The following is a 5,747-nucleotide window of genomic DNA, read 5'->3' as shown; positions in this document are numbered from 1 at the left end:
AAATTGGTGACCCGTACGGGAATCGAACCCATGTTTGCGGCGTGAGAGGCCGCCGTCTTAACCGCTTGACCAACGGGCCGTTGGTGCACCTTCAGGGATTCGAACCCGGGACCCACTGATTAAGAGTCAGTTGCTCTACCAACTGAGCTAAAGGTGCATACTTTCTTTCGAGAAAGAATGTATCCCGAAAAAGTGGGGTGCTTGCTGCACCCTCAAAACCGAACAATGTAGTTGATTTCATACTCGCAAGCGCCTGCATTGCTTCTTGTTAAGGTCAAGCCCTCGGCTTATTAGTACCGGTCAGCTGCATGTGTTACCACACTTCCACCTCCGGCCTATCAACGATGTAGTCTACATCGAGCCTTACCTCATAAAGAGTGAGAGATCTAATCTTAGGGGGAGTTTCACGCTTAGATGCTTTCAGCGTTTATCTCGTCCAGACGTAGCTACCCAGCCGTGCCCTTGGCAGGACAACTGGTACACCAGCGGTCTGTCCATCCCGGTCCTCTCGTACTAAGGACAGCTCCCTTCAAATCTCTTACGCCCGCAACAGATAGGGACCGAACTGTCTCACGACGTTCTGAACCCAGCTCGCGTGCCGCTTTAATTGGCGAACAGCCAAACCCTTGGGACCGAATACAGCCCCAGGATGCGACGAGCCGACATCGAGGTGCCAAACCTCCCCGTCGCTGTGGACGCTTGGGGGAGATCAGCCTGTTATCCCCAGGGTAGCTTTTATCCGTTGAGCGACGGCATTTCCACTCACATACCGCCGGATCACTAACTCCAACTTTCGTTACTGCTCGACCCGTCGGTCTCGCAGTTAGGCTCGTTTATGCGTTTACACTCACTGCACGATTTCCGTCCGTGCTGAACGAACCTTTGAGCGCCTCCGTTACCTTTTTGGAGGCGACCGCCCCAGTCAAACTGCCCACCTAACAGTGTCCCCCGACCGGATTCACGGCCGCAGGTTAGAAAACCAGCAAATCAAGGGTGGTATCCCAAGGGTGACTCCATACGAGCTGACGCCCGTACTTCCAAGTCTCCCACCTATCCTGTACATGATTTACCGATTTCCAGTATTAAGCTACAGTAAAGCTCCATGGGGTCTTTCCGTCTAGTTGCGGGTAACTGGCTTCTTCACCAGTACAACAATTTCGCCGGGTGGGCTGTTGAGACAGTGCCCAAATCGTTACGCCATTCGTGCGGGTCAGAACTTACCTGACAAGGAATTTCGCTACCTTAGGACCGTTATAGTTACGGCCGCCGTTTACTGGGGCTTCAATTCAAACCTTCGCTTGCGCTAAGCTCTCCTCTTAACCTTCCAGCACCGGGCAGGCGTCAGCCCATATACGTCATCTTTCGATTTAGCATAGACCTGTGTTTTTGGTAAACAGTCGCTTGGGCCTTTTCACTGCGGCCTCCCGTAGGAGGCGCCCCTTATCCCGAAGTTACGGGGCCAATTTGCCGAGTTCCTTAACAACCCTTCTCCCGTTGGCCTTAGGATTCTCTCCTCATCTACCTGTGTCGGTTTGCGGTACGGGCGCCTTAGTATACCTCACGCCTTTTCTCGCCTCTGGACATCGAAGACTTCCCTACTATATTTCGGTCCCTTACGCCCGGGTCAACCAACGCCCGGGTTCTCCTATTCCAAAGTGTCAGCGTGCTTAAAGTTCGGCGGCTACGGAATCTCTACCGTATGTGCATCGACTACGCCTTGCGGCCTCGCCTTAGCTCCCGGCTTACCTTGGGCGGACGAACCTTCCCCAAGAAACCTTAGATTTTCGGCCATTATGATTCCCACATAATTCTCGCTACTCATTCCGGCATTCTCACTCGAATACAGTCCACCGCTGCTCTCGCTACGACTTCACCCCATATTCGACGCTCCCCTACCCCTGTCTTACGACAAGCCCAAGCTTCGGTTACATGCTTAGCCCCGTTATATTTTCCGCGCAGAGTCACTCGACCAGTGAGCTATTACGCACTCTTTTAATGAGTGGCTGCTTCTAAGCCAACATCCTGGTTGTTTTCGCAACTCCACATCGTTTTCCACTTAGCATGTATTAGGGACCTTAGCTGTGGGTCTGGGCTGTTTCCCTTTTGACAATGAAACTTATCTCACACTGTCTGACTGCCAACCATCAATTATCCGGCATTCTTAGTTTGATAGGGTTCAGTAACCTTATCGGCCCCTAGCCCATTCAGTGCTTTACCTCCGGTAATCTAAGTTGACGCTAGCCCTAAAGCTATTTCGGGGAGAACCAGCTATCTCCGAGTTCGATTGGAATTTCACCGCTATCCACAGGTCATCGCCGATCATTGCAACGAGCGTGCGTTCGGTCCTCCATGGGGTTTTACCCCCACTTCAACCTGCCCATGGATAGGTCACCCGGTTTCGGGTCTATTGCCACTAACTTCATACGCCCTATTCAGACTCGCTCTCGCTTCGCCTCCGGTACTGAATACCTTAAGCTTGCTAGTGACAATAACTCGCCGGACCATTCTACAAAAGGTACCTCATCACCCTTTAACGGGCTTTGAGTGCTTGTAAGCACAAGGTTTCAGGTTCTATTTCACTCCCCTCCCGGGGTCCTTTTCACCTTTCCCTCACGGTACTGCTCCTCTATCGGTCATCAGGTAGTATTTAGGCTTGGAGGGTGGTCCCCCCAGTTTCCCACCGGGTTTCACGTGTCCAGTGGTACTCTGGATCCTCACTGATAGAAGTCGTCTTTCGCCTACGGGACTATCACCCGCTACGGTTGGCCTTCCCATACCATTCGGCTAAACTATTCTACCGTTGTGTGAGTCCACAACCCCGGAGAATAAATCCTCCGGTTTGGCCTCTTCCGCGTTCGCTCGCCACTACTAGCGGAATCTCGGTTGATTTCTCTTCCTCGCCCTACTTAGATGTTTCAGTTCAGGCGGTTCCCTTCCTACGCCTATTTGATTCAACGCAGGATGCTGGAGTATTGCTCCAGCGGGTTTCCCCATTCGGAAATCTCCGGATCAAAGCTCATGTGCAGCTCCCCGAAGCTTATCGCAGCTTGTCACGTCCTTCATCGGCTCCTGATGCCAAGGCATTCCCCTTGCGCTCTTTCTAGCTTGACCTTGTAGAACAGCCTTCGCTGTTCTCAAAATCATCAAGAATTATGCAGGCCTCAGAGTTCATTTGGCTTATTGTTTTACCCATTCACTAGAACGACTTTCGCCATTCTATTTAAAAGTTCCACAACATTTGCTTTTGCCCTCTGTTGCTTGCTTCGCATTACTTTCAATCTACATTGTTCAGTTTTCAAGGTGCAGCTCCAGTCTCTTTCGAGACCAGATCGAAACATCTGTCTTCAGGTGCTTCGATCCAACATCGAAAGAAGTGGTGGGCCCAAGTGGACTCGAACCACCGACCTCACGATTATCAGTCGTGCGCTCTAGCCAGCTGAGCTATGGGCCCGTATCGGTCCACTCTCTGGTGGAGATAATCGGGCTCGAACCGATGACCCTCTGCTTGCAAAGCAGATGCTCTCCCAGCTGAGCTATACCCCCATCTCGTGTACCCTCTAAATTAAACAACGTGAAAGTCATTCGCACCGAAGTCCTGACCTTAGGACGTTACAACAAAGAACTCGCTTTGTTGAAGTCTCCTTAGAAAGGAGGTGATCCAGCCGCACCTTCCGATACGGCTACCTTGTTACGACTTCACCCCAATTATCGAACCCACCTTCGGCCGCGCCCTCCTTGCGGTTAGGCTACGGACTTCGGGTGTTCCCGACTCTCATGGTGTGACGGGCGGTGTGTACAAGGCCCGGGAACGTATTCACCGCGGCATGCTGATCCGCGATTACTAGCGATTCCAACTTCATACAGGCGGGTTTCAGCCTGCAATCCGAACTGGGATGGCTTTTAGGGATTTGCTCCACCTCGCGGTATTGCTTCCCTCTGTTAACCACCATTGTAGTACGTGTGTGGCCCAGGACATAAGGGGCATGATGATTTGACGTCGTCCCCACCTTCCTCCGTTTTGTCAACGGCAGTCTCGCTAGAGTGCTCTTGCGTAGCAACTAACAATAGGGGTTGCGCTCGTTGCGGGACTTAACCCAACATCTCACGACACGAGCTGACGACAACCATGCACCACCTGTCTCTACTTTCCCCGAAGGGCACCTAATGCATCTCTGCTTCGTTAGTAGGATGTCAAGCCCTGGTAAGGTTCTTCGCGTTGCTTCGAATTAAACCACATACTCCACCGCTTGTGCGGGCCCCCGTCAATTCCTTTGAGTTTCAACCTTGCGATCGTACTCCCCAGGTGGGATACTTATTGTGTTAACTGCGGCACGGAGGGGGTCAGTCCCCCCACACCTAGTATCCATCGTTTACGGCGTGGACTACCAGGGTATCTAATCCTGTTTGCTCCCCACGCTTTCGCGCCTCAGCGTCAGTTACTGTCCAGCAATCCGCCTTCGCCACTGGTGTTCCTCCGTATATCTACGCATTTCACCGCTACACACGGAATTCCGATTGCCTCTCCAGCACTCAAGAACTACAGTTTCAAATGCAGGCCAGAGGTTGAGCCCCTGGTTTTCACACCTGACTTGCAGTCCCGCCTACACGCCCTTTACACCCAGTAAATCCGGATAACGCTTGCCACCTACGTATTACCGCGGCTGCTGGCACGTAGTTAGCCGTGGCTTATTCGTCAGGTACCGTCATTTGTTTCGTCCCTGACAAAAGAAGTTTACAACCCGAAAGCCTTCTTCCTTCACGCGGCGTTGCTGGGTCAGGCTTGCGCCCATTGCCCAATATTCCCCACTGCTGCCTCCCGTAGGAGTCTGGGCCGTGTCTCAGTCCCAATGTGGCCGGTCAACCTCTCAGTCCGGCTACTGATCGTCGCCTTGGTGGGCCGTTACCCCGCCAACTAGCTAATCAGACGCGAGGCCATCTCAGAGCGATAAATCTTTGGCAGTCAGAGTCATGCGACCCAACTGCATTATGCGGTATTAGCACACCTTTCGGTGTGTTATTCCCCACTCCGAGGCAGGTTCCTCACGCGTTACTCACCCGTCCGCCACTAAGTAGCCCAATCCGTTGTCCGAAAACTCCGTCATGAGCACTCCGTTCGACTTGCATGTGTTAAGCACGCCGCCAGCGTTCATCCTGAGCCAGGATCAAACTCTCAATAAAATGGTATCTAAACACTTTCGTGCTTAAATCAATTTTATTGAAGCCTAATTCTTAGCTTCAAAGAAATTAATCAGTCGCCCCTTCACAAACTTGCGCTTGCGAAGGACAACTTGTCCTTCTGGTGCTTCGTGTTTCTTTCACGTTGTTTAATTTACAAGGTACACGCTCAACAGCTTTTCAGCTGTCAGTGCGCTGTATTTTAGCACACTCTTTTTCGCTTGTCAAGTACTTTTTTCAGAAGTTTTTCGCTTCTTACTCAGCAGCACTCTCATTCAAGCTCGTTCGCTCTCACCAAGGAACTCGTTTATTTTACCACACTCTTTCGAGTCTGTCAAGAACTTTTTTCAAGTTTTTTCGAGGTTTTCAACCTCGAAACACTTGATTTCAGTCCTTTTTCAACGACTTCCACTCTCCCGAGCGAACTCATTCAGTTTACCACACGCTTCTCACTTTGTCAAGCACTTTTTTCAAGTCCCGCTCGAAGTCCGTCCAGCTTCCGCTCGGTTTCTTCTCACTTTTCGACTCGTTTCAGTGCCCTCTCGTGAGGCGCTCAGATAGAATACCACCCC

At 51.5% G+C, this 5,747-nt stretch carries 4 tRNA genes and 2 rRNA genes; all 6 read right to left on the bottom strand.

Annotated elements, in window-relative coordinates:
- Window positions 1-4: 4 nt before the first annotated feature.
- Window positions 5-79 (bottom strand) — tRNA-Glu (locus I2C21_RS17165).
- A gap of 2 nt (window positions 80-81) precedes the next feature.
- Window positions 82-157: transfer RNA gene (locus tag I2C21_RS17160), tRNA-Lys, on the bottom strand.
- A 113-nt stretch (window positions 158-270) separates the two neighbouring features.
- A 23S ribosomal RNA gene (locus I2C21_RS17155) occupies window positions 271-3,111 on the bottom strand.
- Between the two features lie 263 nt (window positions 3,112-3,374).
- A tRNA-Ile gene (locus tag I2C21_RS17150) sits at window positions 3,375-3,451 on the bottom strand.
- A 16-nt stretch (window positions 3,452-3,467) separates the two neighbouring features.
- Window positions 3,468-3,543 (bottom strand) — tRNA-Ala (locus I2C21_RS17145).
- A gap of 103 nt (window positions 3,544-3,646) precedes the next feature.
- Window positions 3,647-5,178 (bottom strand): 16S ribosomal RNA (locus I2C21_RS17140).
- The 16S and 23S rRNA genes sit together here with 4 tRNA genes alongside, the layout of an rRNA operon.
- Window positions 5,179-5,747 lie beyond the last annotated feature (569 nt).

Origin of the sequence: Clostridium sp. J1101437_171009_A5 (assembly GCF_015547905.1) — a bacterium.
GTDB lineage: Bacteria > Bacillota > Clostridia > Oscillospirales > Oscillospiraceae > Pseudoflavonifractor_A > Pseudoflavonifractor_A gallinarum.
Note: the sequence above shows the minus strand (reverse complement) of the source record. Positions and strands in the feature narration are given on the sequence as shown.